The organism is Thalassospira sp. MCCC 1A02898, from assembly GCF_001618185.1.
Classification (GTDB): Bacteria; Pseudomonadota; Alphaproteobacteria; order Rhodospirillales; family Thalassospiraceae; genus Thalassospira; species Thalassospira tepidiphila.
This window is the reverse complement of sequence record NZ_LPXK01000012.1, coordinates 148262-165592: the sequence shown is the minus strand read 5'-3', so window position 1 is coordinate 165592 and position 17331 is coordinate 148262. Positions and strand designations below refer to the sequence as shown.

Here is a 17331-nt window from a genome sequence, read left to right as displayed (position 1 = left end):
TTGCACTTGAGCGTCGCTTTGATGAAACAAATCAGACGCTTGGCTAGGTTTGGAATGTACTACTTCCAGAAATCCTCGCGCCGGACCGTGAAGGTTTCCGAAACGCTGGCATATTCCTGATAGCCAAGCCGCGCGAGCGGTTCAAACAGGGTGATATCAACCATGCCATCGCGAATGATGTCATCATCGATATGCAGGCCGACAACAGTTCCAATCACCATCGCGCATGGGCGTTCGGGATTGGCGCTTGGCAGGTCGACAATCTGGAACACTTCGCATTCCATATGGATCGGCACACCCTTGATCAAATGCGGTTTGACGCATTTTGCCGGCAGCTTTTCCAGCCCGGCATATTCAAACTCATCTTCGCCCGGCGGCAACGGGGCCGAGGAAAAATTAAGTTCTTTCAGCATCGCCTTCGGCGCAACGCCAACAACAAACTCGCCGGTATCGCGCGCATTGCGCAAGCTGTCGACCGACCCGCCCGATGAAAACATCACCATCGGCGGATTGCCATGCACCGCATTGAAAAATGAATAGGGGGCAAGGTTGGCCCGGCCTTCCTTATCGAGTGTTGATACCCAGCCAATCGGACGCGGCGCCACACAGGCCTTGAACGGATCATGTGGAAGATTGTGGGCGGTTTTTCCGGGCTCGTAAAACATCGGGACGTCCGTTCTGGTTGGCGGTGTCTTTTATCCGACTGCAAAAAGCAATCAGATCACTTGATCATGCGTCATATTTCATTGTCCCGGCGCGTATTCGTTTTCGCGTACATGATCCGGGCGGTCTGCGAGGTGCAGGCGTGTCTGCGCCATTGGCGTTTCGGCGATGATCTTGCCCCGGCGGATAACGAACAGGCGGTTGGCGCGCATGCGGATGGCCTCAATGGTGTCGCGGGCCTGCAGGATGACGAAATCGGCATTGTTGCCGACTTCAATGCCGTATCCTTCAAGACCCATGATTTTGGCCGGTTCGGTGGTGACCGCATCAAAACACGCGCGGATATCATCGCGCGACGTCATCTGGGCCACATGCAGCCCCATGGATGCAACCTCAAGCATGTCGCCAGATCCCATCGAATACCAGGGATCCATCACGCAATCATGACCGAATGCAACAGTAAGCCCGGCCTTGCGCAATTCCGGCACGCGTGTCATGCCGCGACGCTTGGGATAGGTGTCATGACGGCCCTGAAGGGTGATGTTGATCAGCGGGTTGGCAATGGCGGAAACCTCTGCCTCTGCCATCAGCGCGATCAGCTTGGAAACGTAGTAGTTATCCATTGAGTGCATGGATGTGAGGTGTGAACCGGCCACCCGGCCCTGAAGCCCAAGACGCTGTGTTTCATAGGTCAGCATTTCGATATGACGCGACAACGGATCATCAGACTCATCGCAATGCATATCGACCATAAGCCCACGGTCCGCCGCCATTTCGCAAAGTTCTTTGATGCTTTGTGCACCATCGGCCATGGTGCGTTCGAAATGCGGAATGCCGCCCACAACATCAACACCCTTATCAAGGGCGCGGATGGTGTTTTCCTTGGCGGTCGGGCTGCGCAAATAACCATCCTGCGGGAAGGCAACAAGTTGCAGATCGATATAGGGTGCGACCTGTTTCTTGACTTCCAGCAAAGCATCAACTGCCAGCAACCGGTCATCGCAAACATCGACATGGGTACGGATGGCAAGCAGGCCCTTTGATACGGCCAGATCGCAATATTTAAGCGCGCGCTCAATCACCGCTTCAGGGGTCAGAAGCGGTTTAAGCTCGCCCCACAATGCGATGCCTTCAAGCAACGTACCCGACTCATTCATACGCGGCAGACCAAGTGACAATGTCGCATCCATATGGAAATGGCTGTCGACAAAGGGCGGGCTGACCAGCATGCCACCACAGTCAAGCACCTCGACCGAGGGCACATCGATATGTTCGGCAATCTCGATGATCTTGCCGTTCTGACACGCGATATCCACACCGGTTGGGCCATTGGCGATATTGGCGTTTTTCAAGATCAGATCGGGTTGCATGTGTCATCCTTGGTCTGGTGGTGGCAGTCACAAACGGTTTGCAGTGCTTAACGCTGGCCCTTGAACCATGGCACAAGAAGCGCCTTGGGGTAATCGGCTTTGCGGGCGACAACAATAAGCGCAATGATCGACAGGATATAGGGCATCATCAGGAAAACCTGCGATGGCAGGAATGCGCCGACCTCTGTCTGCAGGCGCACCTGAAACGCATCAAACGCCCCAAACAGCAACGCCCCGATCAATGCCTTACCGGGTCGCCAGCTGGCAAATACGGTCAGCGCAATACAGACCCAGCCACGGCCATTGATCATGCCAAAGAAGAACGCATCAAACGCCGACATGGTCAGGAACGCCCCGCCCAGTGCCATCAGTGATGATCCGACAACGACCGCCCCGATGCGCAGCCCATAAACCGAAAGTCCCTGTGCCTCGACCGAGGACGGGTTATCGCCAACAGCCCGGATCGCAAGACCAAGTGGGGTGCGATACAAAACCCAGCCGGTGACAAACACCAGAACAAGGGCCAGCATCGTCATGGCCGTTTGCGAAAACAGTGCCTGACCGATGAAGGGCAGGTCGGACAGGAACGGGATATCAAGCGGACGGAACGGCTCAATCCGCGGCGGGGACGAAACATCGGGCAATGCCGTGCGATAGGTGAAATAGGACAGACTGGTGGCAAGCAACGTCACCCCGATACCCGACACATGCTGGCTTAGCCCCAGCGGCACAGTCAGGATCGCATGGATCAGGCCAAAAAATCCACCGGCAAGGGCTGCAACCAATACACCACCCCAAAGACCAGCACCCAGCCATACAGCCATCCAGCCGGCCATGGCACCGGCGGTAAAAATACCCTCGATCCCAAGGTTAAGCACACCGGCGCGTTCGCAAATCAATGCGCCCAACACGCCAAAGATCAACGGGGTCGCGATGCGAATGGCGGCTTCCCAGAAGCTGGCGGCAAGAAGAATATCGATGATTTCCATGGTCTTTCCCCTTAGCCCTGCGCCGATTTGCGATCAAAGTGAACCCTAAACCGGGTCAGGAACCCGCCGATCAAAACGCACAGTAACGCCATGGCAACGATCAGATCGGCCAGATAGCTTGAAACGCCAATTGCACGGCTCATGGAATCTGCACCGACAAAGACCGATGCAACAAACAACGCCGATGCAATTACGCCGATGGGTGACAGACGGGCAAGCATAGCGACCACAATTCCGGCATAGCCATAACCAGGCGACAGATCCGTTGCCAGATAGCCACGCGTTCCGGCCACTTCCGACACCCCGGCAAGCCCCGCCAAACCACCTGACAGGGCGGCGACAAGGATCATGGTTTTGGTCACCGAAATGCCGGAAAATCTGGCAGCAGCGGCATTTTCCCCAACCGCACGAATTTCAAAACCCCAAACCGTGCGTTTGACGAAAATTGCCAGTGCGACCGCCGAAACAAGTGCGATGATCAGGCCAATATGAACCCGCATGCGTTCCAGAAGGGCAGGGAAGGCCGCACTATCAATGATCGGTTCGGACTGTGGCCAGCCCATCGACATCGGATCTTTAAGCGCCCCTTCAAGCATCATCTGCACGAACAACAACACGATAAAGTTCAAAAGAAGGGTGGTGACGACCTCGTCCACGCCAAGGCGGGTCTTCAAAAGCGTCGGTCCGATCAGCATAAGCGCACCAGCAATCATACCGGCAATAATCACGACCGGGATCATTACCCAGCTTGGACCGTCAATCACACCAGAACCAACAGCAACGGCGGCCATCGCCCCCATGTAAAGCTGGCCTTCGGCGCCAATGTTCCAAAGCTTGGCGCGGAATGCGATGGCCGCCGCAAGCCCGGTCAGGATCAGCGGCGTTGCACGGGTGAGCATTTCCGAGGTCGAGAAGACGGAGCCAAACGCACCGCTGATCATAAGGCCATAGGCCTCAACGATCGGCGCACCGGCAAGCGCCAGCGGAATGGCGGCCAGAAGAATGGCGATGGCTGCGGCCAAAACCGGCACGCCATAAACAAGAAACGGGCCGGGATTACTGCGGGGTTCAAAGCGGATCATGCCGTTTCTCCCGGATTGGTGGTCGTCGTTGCAGGAGTGGCATCGGGGGCATGTGAGGCGGCTTTTTGTCCGGCCATCATCAGGCCAAGCTCGGACCGATCAATGCTATCGGTTGGCATGGCTGGCGTTATGTGCCCGGCATGGATCACCGCGATCTGATCGGAAATGGTCAGAAGTTCATCAAGGTCTTCGGAAATCAGGATCACTGCCGCCCCGCCCTGGCGGGCTTCCAGCAAGCGACGATGGACTTCGGATTGCGCGCCGACATCAAGGCCACGTGACGGCTGATTGGCAAGGATCAGCTTGGGCGATTTTTCCAAGACACGCGCCAGGATCAGTTTCTGGATATTGCCGCCGGACAAAAGGCGCGCCGGGGCATCGGGACCTGGGCAGCGCACATCATAATCGGCAATCGCATGCTCGGCACGTTTGCGGATGGCTTCAAAATCAAGGAAGCCTAGTTTCTGGTATTCCGGGCTTCGGACATCTTCGATCGCGATGTTCTCAGCCACCGTCATGGATCCGACCATACCGTCGTGATGGCGATCTTCGGGGATGCGCGCTATGCCGTTTTGGGCGAAGGTGTGGGCATCAAACTTGGTGACTTTTTCGCCAAATATTTCGACTGTGCCGCTATCGGGTTTGTCGAGCCCGGCGATGAGCTGTGCGAGCGCCGCCTGCCCATTGCCCGATACCCCGGCGATGCCAAGAATTTCGCCTTCCCGGGCAGTAACATTCACCCCATGCAGGGACCGGCGGGAATCTCCGCGATCAATGGTCACATCGGCAAGGGTGATAACCGGTTTTCCCGGCGCGCGCGGTGTACGGCGGCTGGCGGGAACTTCGCGACCGACCATCAGTTCAGCGATGGATTTATGGTTTGCATCGCTGGTTTTCATTTCGCCAACCTTTGTCCCGCCGCGCAGCACCGCAATCCGGTGCGAAACAGCAAGAACCTCGGCCAGCTTGTGGGCGATGATGATCACCGCAAGGCCGGTTGCGGCAAGTTTGCGCAGGATGGCAAACAGGCTGTCGGCTTCTTGCGGTGTCAGAACAGCGGTGGGTTCATCAAGAACCAAAAGCCGCGCATTGCGATAAAGCGCCTTGAGGATTTCAACGCGCTGCTTTTCGCCAACAGTCAGTTTGTGCACTGGCTGATCAAGATCGACATTAAGCCCCGATCCGGACATCAGGTCGCCAAGCTTTGCACGCGCCGTACTGCGATCACGACGGAGCCTGAAAATCGGTTCGGTCCCAAGGACGATGTTATCAAGCCCGGTCAGGTTTTCAGCCAGTGTGAAATGCTGGTGAACCATGCCGATCCCGGCATCAAGGGCTGCCTGCGGGGCGCCCGGTTCAAGCTGTTCAAGGTTACCATCGCGACCGGCAACCGTAACGGTGCCTTCATCTGCGACATAGTGACCGAACAGAATATTCATCAAGGTGGTTTTACCAGCGCCGTTCTCCCCGAGAAGGGCAACGATTTCGCCCTTGTGAACGGTTAGGTCGATGGCGTCATTGGCAACGAGTGGGCCAAATCTTTTGGTGACACCTGCCAGCGACAGCAGCAGGTCTTGCGACGTTTCGGATGATGTGTGCGCAGCAGATGACATTCGGGTAATCCGTTTTGTTTTTATGCGTCACGCTGTGGGGCAGTGGGCAGCTTTGTGGTGGGTATTATGTCGTAAATGACAAAGGGCAGTTCGATTGTTTAACCGAACTGCCCAGTGATTTCAGCGAAATCTTACATTGATGATTTCGGTTCTTCGTCGTTTACGTCGACCGTGAAGGACCCATCAAGGATTTCAGCCTGTTTGGCTTCGACTTCTTCAACCGTGCCGTCCGGCAGCAGTGCCGGATCGAGAACGACAGAACCGCCGCCATATTCCATGTAGCTGAACTTGCCGTAATCTTCGGCCTTGAATTCACCGGCTTTGACCGCCTCGATGGCGTGGTCAATGGTGGCTTCCATGTGCCAAAGTGCGGAACCCAGAATGGTACCCGGATAATCAGCCGCGGTGTCGATCACGTTGCCAACGGCCAGAATACCGCGTTCCTTGGCGGCATCGGAAACGCCAAAGCGTTCGGCATACATGATGTCCGCACCGCTATCGATCATGGCAAAGGCTGCTTCTTTCGCCTTGGGCGGGTCATACCAGCTATTGATGAAGGTCACCATGAATTCGACATCCGGATTGACCGATTTCGCACCTGCCATGAAGGCATGCATCAGACGGTTCACTTCCGGGATGGCAAAACCGCCAACCATGCCGATCTTGTTGGTTTCGGTCGCCTTGCCAGCCGCCATGCCGACAAGGTAGCTCGGCTCATGGATGAAGTTATCAAAGACCGAGAAGTTTTCCCCGTCCGGCGCAAAGCTTGACCCCATCAGGAACGCGGTTTCCGGATAGTCGGCCGCAACCTTGCGCGCAGCACGTTCAACGCCGAATACTTCACCAACGATCAGGTCGGAACCGTTTTCGGCATATTCGCGCATGACGCGCTCATAGTCGGTGTTGGCGACGTTTTCGGAAAATTCATAGGAAATATCGCCACGTGCTTCGGCAGCATTAAGCGCCTTGTGAATGCGCGATACCCACTGCTGTTCGACCGGAACAGTGTAGATTGCCGAAACCTTGAGCGGATCGGCGGCCTCGGCCGGTGCGCCAAAGCGAAACGATACGACGGCGGCTGCGCCAGCGATGGCCGACAGCATGGCACGACGCGATAGGCGGAAAGTACCAGACTTCATTTTTGTCCCCCTGCGGATTTATTGCCGTTATGCGAAACTCAACCTTTTGCATAGATTGTGAGCAGATTGTATACGCGATCACAAAAGAGGCAAAGCACCTTCTGTCCAAATGGTCAGTTTTCCACTCTTTGGTGTAAGTATTTGGGAATGAACGGGGTTTAGGGTGAATTAACGCGTGCAATTGGCAGGTTTCTGCGCAGCCAAAAGGTGATCGGTGGATATCCCGGTGCCGATTGGTGCTGTTTCGCGCAGGCCCGATACCCGAGTCCGGGCTGTACCAACCGCATTTATGATCATGCGGTTGCAGGGGCAAAATCTTCCGGTTTTTCGGGCATAGCGGTTAAGATTGTCTAAACAGGTGACGCACTTTCTAACACAATGCGAATCCTTGAAAAATTTCGGAGTCGGTTAACTCTTTCATTAACTATTTCGGTTGATGCTTTCATCAAGATTTCAAGGGGGAACCTAGAAGGCATCATGACAAAAAAGACATCTTTACCACTTGATCAGGTGATGGTTGGCGATTGCATCGAGCTGATGAATAGCCTGCCGGAAAAATCCGTCGATCTGATTTTTGCCGATCCGCCCTATAACCTTCAGCTTGGCGGCGATCTTCTGCGCCCGAACAATTCCAAGGTCGACGCTGTTGACGATCATTGGGATCAGTTCGACAGCTTCCGTCACTATGACGAGTTCACCCGTGACTGGCTGACGGCGGCGCGCCGCGTGCTTAAGGACACCGGTGCGATCTGGGTGATCGGTTCGTATCACAACATTTATCGTGTTGGTAACATGCTCCAAGATATCGGGTATTGGATCCTAAATGATATCGTCTGGCGCAAAACCAACCCGATGCCGAACTTCCGCGGCAAGCGTTTCTGCAACGCGCACGAGACCCTTCTGTGGTGCTCCAAAAGCGAAGAGCAAAAGGCCATCACCTTTAACTACGAAGCGATGAAGCAGCTTAATGAAGGCCTGCAGATGCGCTCTGACTGGTTGATGCCGATTTGCTCTGGCTCGGAACGTCTTAAGGATGACAAGGGCAAGAAGGTCCATCCGACCCAGAAGCCCGAAGCATTGCTGCAGCGTGTTCTGATGGCGACCACCCGCCAGGGTGATGTGGTGCTTGATCCGTTCTTTGGCACCGGCACCACCGGTGCAGCCGCACGTCGCCTGGGTCGTCACTTCATCGGTCTGGAACGCGAAGAAAGCTATGCCGAGGCTGCGCGCGAACGTATTTCCAAAGTTCAGATGCTTGATGGCGACAGCCTTGAGCTGACCGAGTCGAAGCGTTCCCTGCCGCGTATCCCGTTTGGTGCTGTGATCGAACGTGGCCTGCTTTCGCCGGGGGACAAGATCTATGACAACCGGGGCAATGTTGCCGCCATGGTGCGTGCTGACGGCTCGATCAGTCACAAGGACAATGCCGGTTCGATCCATCAGATCGGTGCCCACGTTCAGGGCGCACAGGCTTGTAATGGTTGGACTTATTGGCATTACAAGTGCGATGGCCGACTGGTTTCGATCGACAATCTGCGCAGTCAGCTGCGTAAGGAAATGGGTCAGGTCCCCGCCTGATCCAAGCCGAAAAACTTCGGCTAAATCCTTGATGCCTAAAAGAACCGGCGTGGTTGCAAAACCCGCCGGTTTTGCTTTTGGGCAAAATTCTTGCTATATTCCGATCATCAAACTTATCCGCAAGGATAGATGGAGAAGAATATGCAAGCAGGTGCAGTAGGGGGTGCAGCATACGCACCCAACCCGGTACAAATTCAGCAGGCAGCCGCGCCAATTGCTGAAACGGGTAACAACGACCTGAATTCACCGCCGACACAGCGGATCGAGCAAGCAGCAGAAACCGAAACGTCGCAGCAGGCAGCGCCGACCCCGACAGAGGGCCGTGGACAGGTGATCGACATTTACGCCTGATCGCGCCGCGCGAGGTTCAAAAACAAAAGGCCCGTGGTTCCGACCACGGGCCTTTTTTAATTGCGGTGCTTTCATTCGGCACAGCTATTCAGCTCAGGCTGGCCCGTATTTCAGGGCATGACGGACGATCTTTTTCATGATGGTCGGCAGGGCAAAATCCGAAAGCCCGTCAATGGTTGTCCAGCTGCCGTCAAGTTTATCTGCATCCGCAACGGGGAGGGTCGTGGCCAGCACGCTGACATTGAGATGGAAATGCGTGAAGGTGTGTCCGACCGTACCGTCGAGTTCCGACCAATTGGCGGAAACCGGTGCCTCGGACAACATCACATCATCGGGTGCGTCAATCGCGCGCCAGTCACTGCCCGGCACTTCATACAGGCCCCCCAGCAATCCCTTTTCCGGGCGGCGACGCACAAGGATGCGGCCATCATCTTCACGCCGGATCCAAAACGCATAGCCAACCCGGGTTGGTTTGGGTTCTTTCTTGAGTTTCTTGGGAAGGTCGGGCGCGATCCCTGATTTGCGGCCTTCACAATCGGCCTGCCATGGGCAAATGGCGCATGCCGGATTGCGCGGTGTGCAAACCGTCGCTCCCAGATCCATCAATGCCTGGGCATAATCGCCCGGGCGGTCGGCTGGCGTCAGGGCAGCCGACTTTTCCTTGATTTCCGGTTTGACGTCGGGCAACGGCGTTTCCAGCGCAAACAGGCGTGAAATCACCCGTTCGATATTGCCATCCACCGGGCTTGCATGGCGGTTAAAGGCAATGGCGGCAACCGCGCAGGCGGTATAGGGACCGATGCCCGGCAGTTTCAGCAACCCTTCCTCTGTATCGGGAAAAACACCGTCATATTCCGATGCGACAACCTTGGCGCATTTATGCAGGTTGCGCGCCCGCGCATAATATCCAAGCCCCTGCCAGGCATGCAAAACATCATCAAGTTCGGCATTGGCAAGATCGGTCACGGTTGGCCAGCGTTTCAAGAATGCAGCAAAATATGGCCCCACCGTTTGCACGGTGGTTTGTTGCAGCATGATTTCGCTGAGCCAGACATGATAGGGATCTGGCGTATCGCCGGGTTCTGATCGCCAGGGCAGGGTGCGGTGATGGCGGTCGTACCATTCCAGCATGCTTGCTGCGAGGCGTTGGGTATCCTGATGGGTGAAATGCACGTCGATCCCGTGTTATGTTGTTTTGCGGACGCAGAGTTTTGGTCCGAAGGTATGCAGACCCTACGAAAGAAGCGGGCGTGAGCAAGAAAAAAGATAGTGTTGGTACGAAAAGTGGCTCGGTGATGGATCAGGCATCCAAATCGGTTGCGCCCAAAAAGAAGCAGGGCTTTGTCCCGCTGGGCAGCTCGGAACGTCGGATGGGCCTGCGTAATGTTGCACCCCTTGTTGGCAACCTGACCCGGCCGCTGGTGCGCAAGCGCGGCTTTTTCCAAACGGAAATCATCCTGCATTGGGCCGAGATCGTCGGGCGTGATCTTGAACAATACACCATGCCGCTGAAATACAGTCCGCCGCCCAAGGAAAGCATGGCCGGTGGTACCTTGCTGATCCGGGTTGTCGGGCCGGTAGCCCTTGAGCTGCAACACCGCATGCCGCAGATCATCGAACGGGTGAACAGTTATTTTGGCTACCGCGCGATCAACAAGATCACGATGCTTCAGGGTGATATTTCACGGCCCGAACGGACCGTTCACCGCCCGACCGAGGTGCCCGAAGCCGACATCAGCCCAACTAGTCAGGCCGACCTCGAAAAGATCGAAGATCCGCATCTTCGCGAAGTTCTGACCCGCCTTGGTCGTCACATCGCCGGTGCAAGCGGCGGTTTGCGCCCGAAAACAGGCAAAAAATAACGCCCGAACGACCGTAACCCTGGGCATTTGATAACTTGCCCTGCGGTCACGATCTGTTGTCTTGCGCGTCGTCGATAATCGAATCAGTTTCATGAAATGAACGATCACGGAGTTGCCGCAATTGCGCACCACTTTGGCGACTCGTTGGTGGCATAGCCGTTTTCGGGGGTGTGTTGACTCGCGCGCTGCAACAGGCTTGTAATCACAAAACTTTGTTTTAACGGAGGTTTCCTTGCTAAAGGCAGTTAAGTTTCTTGCTTGTGCGTTTTTGATGATGGTTGGGGTCGCAAGCACCCAACAGGCACAGGCAGTTGAATGGAAAGAACATGTGCTGGGCGACGAAAATGCGCCGGTCACGATGATTGAATATGCATCTTTGACCTGCCCGCATTGTGCGTCCTTCCACACCGAGGTTCTGCCTGAGATCAAGGAAAAGCTGATTGATACCGGCAAACTGAAACTGATCTTCCGCGACTATCCTCTGGATGGTGTTGCGCTGCGTGCGGCTGCAATCGCACAGTGCGCGGGCGAAGATCGTTATTTCGGCGTGCTTGGCATGCTGTTCAAATCGCAGATGACCTGGGCACGTTCGCAGGACCCGATTGCCAGCATCAAGGAAGTGGTCCGCTTTGCCGGCATGACCGGTGATGCGGTTGATGCCTGCATGGCCGATCAGGAACTGATTGATGGTATTGTCGGCTCACGCATGCGCGGCGAACAGGAATTCAACGTCAATTCCACGCCAAGCTTCGTTCTTGATGGCGACACCATTGCCGGTTCGCGTGACGCGGAATTCTTTATCGAAAAAGTCGAAGACCTTATCGACTAAATAAAACAATTCTGCCGGACACCGCATGTGTGGTGTCCGGCAACAAGGGACAGGGTCGGACCGGGGGACATGATTGGTCCAGTTTAAATCGCTAAAGCTGACGGGGTTCAAATCCTTCGTCGATTCAACAGATTTATTGGTTGAAGACGGGCTGACCGGTGTTGTCGGCCCGAACGGCTGTGGCAAATCCAATCTTGTCGAAGCATTGCGTTGGGTGATGGGGGAAACATCGGCCAAGCAGATGCGTGGCTCGGACATGTCCGACGTGATTTTTGGCGGCACATCAAGCCGTCCTGCTCGCAACGTCGCCGAAGTATCCGTCACCCTTGATAATAGCGAGCGCAAGGCGCCCGCGATGTTCAACGACTTCGATATGCTTGAAGTCACGCGCCGTATCGAGCGTGGCGGTGGATCGAACTATCGCGTCAATGGCAAGGATGTGCGTGCGCGTGATGTGCAATTGCTGTTTGCTGATGCTGCAACCGGTGCACGGTCAAATGCCATGGTTTCCCAAGGTAAAATCGGTGCACTGATCGGGGCCAAACCGATCCAGCGTCGCCTGATCCTCGAAGAGGCCGCTGGTATTACCGGCCTGCATTCACGCCGCCACGAGGCGGAATTGCGCCTTAAGAACGCAGAACAAAATATGGAACGTCTTGAAGACGTTCTGTTGCAGCTTGATGGCCAGATTGCTTCCCTGCAAAAACAGGCAAGACAGGCCGAACGGTATCGCAAACTATCCGAAAGTGTCCGCGAGACCGAGGCATTGCTGTTCCACATCCGCTGGTCCGAAGCGCAAAAACGCCAGGAAGACGCACGTGAATTGCTGGTCGCGGGCGAAAGTGCTGTGCGTGATCTGACCTCGTCGGTGACCGAGGCGACCACAGTTCAGGCCCATGTGGCCGCAAGCCTGCCCGATCTTCGCAAAAAAGAGGCTGAGGCAGCCGCCGCCCTGCAGCGTCTTTTGATCGAGCGCGAAGGCCTTGATAAGGACAAGGCCCAGATCGAAACCCAGATGGGGCAATTGCGAGCCCGTATTCAGCAAATTGATGCCGACCTTGCGCGTGAGGCCGAACTGGCAAGTGATGCGCAAGGCGCGCTTGAAAAGCTTAAGAACGAGCGTGAAGAACTCCGCGAGGCCCAAGGCGGTGAAGATGACGCCCTTGATGAAGCGCGCGAAATGGCTTCCGAAAAGGCGCTGCGCGTCGAAGAGCTGGAAGCCGATGTTGATCAAATGACCAACAAGGTCGCCGAGGAAGAGGCACGCCTCAAATCGGTGCAACAGCGCCTCAGCGAACTGAATGCCCGCCGTGCGCGTCTGACCGAACGCCATGACGAGGCCGTCGCCAAGCTTGATGATATCCGCATTGAAGCCGACTTCTCCGAGGTGCTTGAAGAAGCAAGCATGCATCTTGAAGAGTGCGAGGAACTGGTCGAGCAGCGCAAAATGGCCGTCGAAGAGGCCGAGATGCGTCTGGCTGAAATGCGTGATCGGGAAGATGGCCTGAAAACCGCCGAAAGTGATGCACGCGATGCCCTGCGTGATGCCGAAAGCCGCAAGGCGCGCCTCACGGCGGAGATCGACGCACTTGAAAGCCTGCTGCGCGGCGGTGACGATGATAAATATCCCGGCGTGATCGAAAACATCACGGTTCAAAGTGGCTTTGAACTTGCGATGGCAGCCGCCCTTGGTGAAGACCTTGATGCCCCTGATGCAACCGATGCCGCAATGCATTGGGCCGCCATTGACCCGGCGACTGATGACCCGGCCCTGCCAGACGGGGTAGCGGCCCTTGCCAAATATGTCGAAGCACCCGCACTTTTGAACCGGCGTCTGTGGCAGATCGGCATTGTGGAAGACGAAGCAACCGGTAACTTCCTTGCCAAAAACCTCAAGGTTGGTCAGCGACTTGTGTCGCGCGAAGGGGCACTTTGGCGTTGGGATGGCTATCGCATTCTGGTCGGGGCGGAATTGCCCGCTGCGGTCCGTCTGCGCCAGCGTAACCGACTTGATGAATTGCGCGGCGAACTTGAAGAAGCCGATGCGGTGGTCGAAGCCGCAAGCGAGCGCGCCGAGATCGCCAGCGAAAATGTCGAACGCCTTGATGAAGAAATCGAAGCAGCCCGAACGGCCGAACAGGAAGCACACCGCGCGGTGCGCGATGCTGAAAACGCGGCGTCATCTGCACGTGAAGAAATCGCCAACATCAAACGCGATGCCAGCGCGATTGAAAGCCGCCTTCAAAACGCCGAAGAGGCCGAAAAACGCGCCAAGCAGGACCTCGATGAACTGATTGCCGAACAGGAAGAACTCGCCGCCCTGCCAGAGGAAAGCAGCGAGGGCCTGATGGAAATCAAGGCTGAGTTGATTGAAAAACGCGCCAATCTTGCCGATGCGCGTGCGGACCATATGGAAGCCCGCAGTCAGCTTGAACGCATGCAAAGCACCATGTCAGGCCGGCGCAAGCGCCTTGAATTCGTTGAAAACGAAATTGCCACATGGAACGAACGTGCATCGGGTGCCGGTGAACGGGTTGCCGAACTGCGCGAACGCCAGGAAGAGGCCCGCATGGAGATCGAGGAGCTTGAACTCAAGCCCGAAGAGATCGAAGAACGGCGTGCCATTCTTTCTGATCGGATCGAACTTTCCGATCAAACCCGCAAGGATGCCGCTGATGAATTGCAGCGCGCCGAAAATGCCCAGCGTGAAGCCGATATCAACCTGCGCGAAGCCGAACAGAAACTGGCCGAGGCCCGTGAAGGTCGCGTGCGCTGTGAAGCGCTGCTTGAGCAAGCCGAACAGCATCGCCGCGATTTGATCGAACGTATCCGCGAACGTGTCAATGCGACGCCGGATCAGTTGGTTGAGCTTGGCAAGATTGACCTGACCAAGGACCTGCCAAGCGAAGGCGACATCGAAGCCCGTCTGCAACGCCAGACCCGCGAACGCGAAAATCTTGGTGCGGTTAACCTGCGTGCCGAGGTCGAACTGGCCGAGATGCAGGAACAGAAAGACACCATGGTGTCTGAACGCGATGATTTGATTGCTGCCATTGAAAAATTGCGCAATGGCATCAATCAGCTCAACCGCGAAGCTCGTGCCCGTTTGAAGGCCGCCTTTGACGAGGTGGACAAGCATTTCCAGCAACTGTTTGTCCGTCTGTTTGGTGGCGGTGGTGCGCACCTGATGCTGACTGATGCGGATGATCCGCTTGAAGCCGGACTTGAAATCATGGCATCCCCGCCGGGCAAAAAGCTTCAGCATCTGTCGCTTCTGTCAGGTGGCGAACAGGCGCTGACTGCGGTGGCGCTACTGTTTGCCGTCTTCCTGACCAATCCGGCCCCGATTTGCGTCCTTGACGAGGTTGACGCCCCGCTTGACGACGCCAACGTTGACCGGTTCTGCAAGCTGTTGGAGGCCATTGGCCGTCATGCCAATACCCGCTTCCTGGTCATCACCCACCACCGTATGACCATGGCCCGCATGAACCGTCTGTTTGGGGTGACCATGGCCGAACGTGGTGTGTCTTCGCTGGTCTCGGTCGACCTGCATCAGGCAGAAGTCTATTCCAAGAAAGAACAGACTGAACTCGACTTCACCAGCTAATCCGTGCCGCTTATTAAGCAATCCATTAATAAACTGATAGGGCACGCGATGTTACACATCATTGAAACTCAATGATGGTGAAGGCCGAATGTCCCAGAAAGTGCGCGAGCTTTACGAACAGTTTCCCTATCCGTTGCGCGATCCAGGGCAGGAGAAAGACCGCCTGTTAATGCCGCCGATCGATACCTTGTCACGGGTCAATCATTACTGCTTTGGCGGGACAAAGGAATTTGATGCCACCTTCCGCGCACTGGTTGCCGGTGGCGGCACCGGGGATTCGATGATCTGGCTGGCAGAACAGTTGCGCGATGTCGGTGGATCGGTGACCTACCTCGAGCCGTCCGCGGCCAGTACCAAGGTCGCCCGTGCCCGGGCCGAGGCACGCGGTCTTTCGAACGTCACCTACGTCAATCAGACCATCTCTGAATTTGCCAAATCCAAGCCTGAGCCATTTAATTACATCAATTGTGCCGGTGTCTTGCACCACCTTGAAGACCCGGAAGAAGGCCTTCGTGATTTGACGTCGGTGCTTAAGGCCGACGGTGCGATGGGCATCATGGTCTATGGCGAACATGGGCGCCTTGCCGTGACCGAGTGGCGCAAAATGATCGAGCCATTGCTGGAAGGCAAAGACCTGCAGCAACAGTTGGCCATGACGCGGACATTGCTATCGGCCCTGCCCGAAGACAACATGCTACTTAAAATGGGCGGTGGTCCGGGCTTTATCAAAGGGTTGCTTGAAAACGATCCGGAAATTGTTGATTTGCTGCTTCATCCCGTTGAATGCGCATATGACGTACACGGGGTGTATGATTTCGCGTCTTCTGCGGGCCTTCATGTTGCGGCCTTTACGGGTTTCTTCGGGTTTGGTGGAACCGGCAAGGCGCATTACAAGATCGACAATCTGGTGCGTGACCCGGCCATTCTGCGCGAATTGGTGGCCAAGCCGCTCCGCGACCAGCAGGCCTTTTGCGAACGGTTCAGTGGCGCGATGCCGCTTCATGCATTCTACCTGACCCGTGAAGACAAGGGCCAAACTGCCGAAATGCTGCCAGATGCGGAACTGGCACCTTACTTCTTCGTCCCGCCCAACAAGACCTTCTTTGATGATCTGGTGGCACTCGCCGGACAACCTGTTCTGATCGAAGACGGCAGCGGCAACGCGGTCGACCTGACCGGTGGACCGGATCTGGCCCGCTTGCTGGCGGTCTTTGATGGCAAAAAGACGGTTGCAGAACTTGTCGCCATTCTGCGCGATGAAATTCTTGATACCCAGCCGATTGATATGAACTCGATTGCGATCAATACATTGGGGGCTGTGTGGGCGCTGTTTCACAAGTTCGATTGGATGTTGTCATCCAAGCCGGGCGGCTGGCAAAAAACCGACGGTGAACGGACACTTGGCGTGCGCAAGATCTGATTGGTTTACGGGGGTAGTGCCCCTGTAAACGTCCTTCGGTGACCGCGGGTGAATCGGGAATGCCCACTGTCTTTAATCCACCGATATTTCATGGTTTTGGGCAAAAACGCTCCTGATTTTGGCAAATTGCCGGGGCCCGGTGAAAAACACCAAATTTGTCATCTGTAGTGTCAAAGGGGATAAAACCGGCAGGAACCAAGGAAAACCGCCGGTTGCAGGCCAGTGGCACAGATCACTATCAATTCTTTTGACTGCGACTATTGCCTAACTCTAAAAGTGTTTTCCTTCACATTTAAGGGGTTAAGTGACTGAAATAATTATTATTATTTCGGTTTTCAAAGGTCCGGGGAGACGGGGTTTTACAGCTTGACAGCCCATGGGGTGCTAAGTATGTTGCCCGCGCATTTCCTTGCGACGTTTGCAGGGCTGCCAAAGCGGGGTTCACGACAATGAGCGATGATAAAGATCGCGCTTCATTAGCAGAGCTTGAGAGCAAACTGGCAGCCGTAGCAGGCAAGCGAGAAGAACTGCACAGCCCGAACCGGGCGACCGGCAAACCATCTCAAGGGATGGCGCTTGGCATGAGGATTTCGGCGGAAATGATCGCTGCGGTTCTTGTCGGCTTGCTGATTGGCTGGGCGCTGGATCGGGTGCTTGATACGACACCTTGGCTGCTTGTTCTGTTTGTTTTTCTCGGAGCAGGTGCCGGAGGTTTGAACGCTTATCGCGTTGCCAAGGGTTTTGACAGTGCTGTCGGACTTGGTCGTGCGATGGGGGAGCGCAAGCAGGGGAACGGGGACAAATCCGAACCCTGATAATATTGAGCGA

Annotated in this window: 14 protein-coding genes; 7 read left to right on the top strand and 7 right to left on the bottom strand. The window is 55.7% G+C overall.

Translation table 11 applies throughout. The features are described 5' to 3' along the window. Positions 1 to 59: 59 nt before the first annotated feature. The 6 genes from AUQ41_RS15185 to AUQ41_RS15160 form a co-directional block, all read right to left on the bottom strand. Positions 60 to 665 carry a flavin reductase family protein gene (locus AUQ41_RS15185; RefSeq protein ID WP_008889862.1) on the bottom strand — a complete coding sequence of 202 codons (606 nt, stop codon included), beginning with the start codon at positions 663 to 665 and terminating at the stop codon, positions 60 to 62. Positions 666 to 743: 78 nt separating this feature from the next. Continuing rightward, positions 744 to 2033: an amidohydrolase family protein gene (locus tag AUQ41_RS15180; RefSeq protein ID WP_063089157.1), complete on the bottom strand. Its 1290-nt coding sequence runs from the start codon at positions 2031 to 2033 to the stop codon at positions 744 to 746. Between the two features lie 47 nt (positions 2034 to 2080). Then, positions 2081 to 3022 carry an ABC transporter permease gene (locus AUQ41_RS15175; protein WP_062955907.1) on the bottom strand — a complete coding sequence of 314 codons (942 nt, stop codon included), beginning with the start codon at positions 3020 to 3022 and terminating at the stop codon, positions 2081 to 2083. Positions 3023 to 3033: 11 nt separating this feature from the next. Further along, positions 3034 to 4104 carry an ABC transporter permease gene (locus AUQ41_RS15170; protein ID WP_063089156.1) on the bottom strand — a complete coding sequence of 357 codons (1071 nt, stop codon included), beginning with the start codon at positions 4102 to 4104 and terminating at the stop codon, positions 3034 to 3036. After that, the gene (locus AUQ41_RS15165; RefSeq protein WP_063089155.1) at positions 4101 to 5717 is read right to left on the bottom strand and encodes an ABC transporter ATP-binding protein; all 1617 of its coding nucleotides are present in this window, start codon (positions 5715 to 5717) and stop codon (positions 4101 to 4103) included. Before AUQ41_RS15165 ends, AUQ41_RS15170 begins: the two co-directional genes overlap by 4 nt. Positions 5718 to 5848: 131 nt before the next feature. Beyond that, on the bottom strand, positions 5849 to 6856 hold the full coding sequence (locus AUQ41_RS15160; protein WP_063089154.1) for a BMP family protein: 1008 nt from the start codon (positions 6854 to 6856) through the stop codon (positions 5849 to 5851). Positions 6857 to 7333: 477 nt separating this feature from the next. Here AUQ41_RS15160 and AUQ41_RS15155 point away from each other — a divergent pair, with 477 nt between their 5' ends. After that, entirely contained in the window at positions 7334 to 8434 is a 1101-nt protein-coding gene (locus AUQ41_RS15155) for a site-specific DNA-methyltransferase (RefSeq protein ID WP_063089153.1), read from the top strand. 141 nt (positions 8435 to 8575) lie between these two features. After that, positions 8576 to 8785 (top strand): hypothetical protein, encoded by a 210-nt coding sequence (locus tag AUQ41_RS15150; RefSeq protein ID WP_232308412.1) that lies wholly within the window; start codon positions 8576 to 8578, stop codon positions 8783 to 8785. Between the two features lie 93 nt (positions 8786 to 8878). Here AUQ41_RS15150 and mutY read toward each other — a convergent pair whose 3' ends face one another. Beyond that, complete coding sequence (mutY, locus tag AUQ41_RS15145; protein ID WP_083952865.1) at positions 8879 to 9958, bottom strand: A/G-specific adenine glycosylase; 1080 nt, start codon at positions 9956 to 9958, stop codon at positions 8879 to 8881. A 77-nt stretch (positions 9959 to 10035) separates the two neighbouring features. On the opposite strand from mutY, the gene AUQ41_RS15140 reads away from it, so the two are divergent. The 5 genes from AUQ41_RS15140 (at position 10036) to AUQ41_RS15120 (ending at position 17318) form a co-directional block, all read left to right on the top strand. After that, positions 10036 to 10647 carry a DUF721 domain-containing protein gene (locus AUQ41_RS15140; RefSeq protein WP_063089150.1) on the top strand — a complete coding sequence of 204 codons (612 nt, stop codon included), beginning with the start codon at positions 10036 to 10038 and terminating at the stop codon, positions 10645 to 10647. A 232-nt stretch (positions 10648 to 10879) separates the two neighbouring features. Further along, positions 10880 to 11476, top strand: a complete 597-nt coding sequence (locus AUQ41_RS15135) for a DsbA family protein (RefSeq protein ID WP_063089149.1) — start codon at positions 10880 to 10882, stop codon at positions 11474 to 11476. Positions 11477 to 11549: 73 nt separating this feature from the next. Continuing rightward, positions 11550 to 15083 (top strand): chromosome segregation protein SMC, encoded by a 3534-nt coding sequence (gene smc, locus AUQ41_RS15130; protein ID WP_063089148.1) that lies wholly within the window; start codon positions 11550 to 11552, stop codon positions 15081 to 15083. A gap of 88 nt (positions 15084 to 15171) precedes the next feature. Further along, a complete protein-coding gene (locus AUQ41_RS15125; protein WP_063089147.1) occupies positions 15172 to 16503 on the top strand; it encodes a bifunctional 2-polyprenyl-6-hydroxyphenol methylase/3-demethylubiquinol 3-O-methyltransferase UbiG in 1332 nt (443 codons plus the stop codon). A 449-nt stretch (positions 16504 to 16952) separates the two neighbouring features. Continuing rightward, entirely contained in the window at positions 16953 to 17318 is a 366-nt protein-coding gene (locus tag AUQ41_RS15120) for an AtpZ/AtpI family protein (RefSeq protein ID WP_040823076.1), read from the top strand. Positions 17319 to 17331: the final 13 nt, after the last annotated feature.

What these genes read in the sequence shown, in the direction of transcription:
- AUQ41_RS15185 (WP_008889862.1), bottom strand. Translation starts at nt 665, where the DNA reads ATGTTTTACGAGCCCGGAAAAACCGCCCACAATCTTCCACATGATCCG.
- AUQ41_RS15180 (WP_063089157.1), bottom strand. Translation starts at nt 2,033, where the DNA reads ATGCAACCCGATCTGATCTTGAAAAACGCCAATATCGCCAATGGCCCA.
- AUQ41_RS15175 (WP_062955907.1), bottom strand. Translation starts at nt 3,022, where the DNA reads ATGGAAATCATCGATATTCTTCTTGCCGCCAGCTTCTGGGAAGCCGCC.
- AUQ41_RS15170 (WP_063089156.1), bottom strand. Translation starts at nt 4,104, where the DNA reads ATGATCCGCTTTGAACCCCGCAGTAATCCCGGCCCGTTTCTTGTTTAT.
- AUQ41_RS15165 (WP_063089155.1), bottom strand. Translation starts at nt 5,717, where the DNA reads ATGTCATCTGCTGCGCACACATCATCCGAAACGTCGCAAGACCTGCTG.
- AUQ41_RS15160 (WP_063089154.1), bottom strand. Translation starts at nt 6,856, where the DNA reads ATGAAGTCTGGTACTTTCCGCCTATCGCGTCGTGCCATGCTGTCGGCC.
- AUQ41_RS15155 (WP_063089153.1), top strand. Translation starts at nt 7,334, where the DNA reads ATGACAAAAAAGACATCTTTACCACTTGATCAGGTGATGGTTGGCGAT.
- AUQ41_RS15150 (WP_232308412.1), top strand. Translation starts at nt 8,576, where the DNA reads ATGCAAGCAGGTGCAGTAGGGGGTGCAGCATACGCACCCAACCCGGTA.
- AUQ41_RS15125 (WP_063089147.1), top strand. Translation starts at nt 15,172, where the DNA reads ATGTCCCAGAAAGTGCGCGAGCTTTACGAACAGTTTCCCTATCCGTTG.
- AUQ41_RS15120 (WP_040823076.1), top strand. Translation starts at nt 16,953, where the DNA reads ATGAGCGATGATAAAGATCGCGCTTCATTAGCAGAGCTTGAGAGCAAA.